We start from the raw sequence: 1,293 nt of genomic DNA on the forward strand, positions 1-1,293 counted from the left end.
GAGAGGACACCTCCGTGTCTGCCGCAAGACCGCTCACCGCCCTGCGCACCCTCGCCGTCATAGCCGCGCTTCCCCTCCTGCTCACCGCCTGCGGCTACGGATCCGACGCCACCGACGACGACAAGCAGACCGAGGTCGCGGCGGACGCCACAAAGCTCTCCGCCGACGAGGTGAAGATCGGCTACTTCCCCAACCTCACCCACGCCACCGCTCTGGTGGGCGTCCAGGAGGGACTGCTCCAGAAGGAACTCGGCGGCACCACGATCAAGGCGTCCACCTTCAACGCCGGCCCCTCCGAGATCGAGGCGCTGAACGCCGGCTCCATCGACATCGGCTGGATCGGCCCCTCCCCCGCCATCAACGGCTACACCAAGTCGAACGGCAAGAACCTGCGCATCATCAGCGGCTCCGCCTCCGGCGGCGTGAAGCTCGTGGTCAACCCGGACAAGATCAAGTCCCCGGACGACCTCAAGGGCAAGAAGATCGCCACGCCCCAGCTCGGCAACACCCAGGACGTCGCGTTCCTCAACTGGATCGCCGAGAAGGGCTGGAAGGTCGACGCGGAGAGCGGCAAGGGCGACGTCTCCGTCGTCCGCACCGACAACAAGATCACCCCGGACGCCTACAAGTCCGGTTCCATCGACGGCGCCTGGGTGCCGGAGCCGACCGCGTCCAAGCTGGTCACCGAGGGCGCGAAGGTGCTCCTCGACGAGGCGGACCTGTGGCCCGACAAGAAGTTCGTGATCACGAACATCATCGTGTCGCAGAAGTTCCTCGAGGAGCACCCGGACGTCGTCGAGGCCGTACTGCGCGGCTCGGTGAAGACCAACGAGTGGATCAACGCCAACCCGGAACAGGCCAAGGCCTCCGCCAACGCGGCGCTGAAGGAGCTGTCGGGCAAGGAGTTGCCCGCCGAGGTCATCGACCCGGCCTGGGAGTCCGTCACCTTCCTCGACGACCCGCTGGCCGCCACCCTCGGCACCCAGGCGGAGCACGCGGTGAAGGCCGGTCTGCTGGAGGAGCCCGATCTGAAGGGCATCTACGACCTCGCCCCGCTCAACAAGGTCCTCGAGGCCGAGGGCAAGGACGAGGTCGACGACGCCGGTCTCGGCGCCGAGTAGCCGAACAGCTGACAAGCGACAACCGCCCCGATGAGTACCCAGGAGGTGACGACCATGGCCACCACGGTCGCCGAGGCTGCCCAGGACGCCACGGCGGTGACGCACGCCGCCCGTATCGAGCACGTCTCGAAGTCCTTCCCCGCGCCGGGCACACCCGGCGGACAGCAACTCG

General features: G+C 67.5%; 1 protein-coding gene and 1 pseudogene. Both read left to right on the forward strand.

Features of this window, described 5'->3' with window-relative positions; all coding sequences use genetic code 11:
- The first annotated feature begins 14 nt into the window (after window positions 1-14).
- A complete protein-coding gene (locus ACFV7R_RS47055; protein WP_385276979.1) occupies window positions 15-1,121 on the forward strand; it encodes an ABC transporter substrate-binding protein in 1,107 nt (368 codons plus the stop codon).
- A gap of 30 nt (window positions 1,122-1,151) precedes the next feature.
- Window positions 1,152-1,293, forward strand: a pseudogene (locus ACFV7R_RS47060) (ABC transporter ATP-binding protein); the annotation flags it as partial.

The sequence above is a fragment of the Streptomyces sp. NPDC059866 genome (genome assembly GCF_042731325.1).
Lineage (GTDB): Bacteria > Actinomycetota > Actinomycetes > Streptomycetales > Streptomycetaceae > Streptomyces > Streptomyces flavusporus.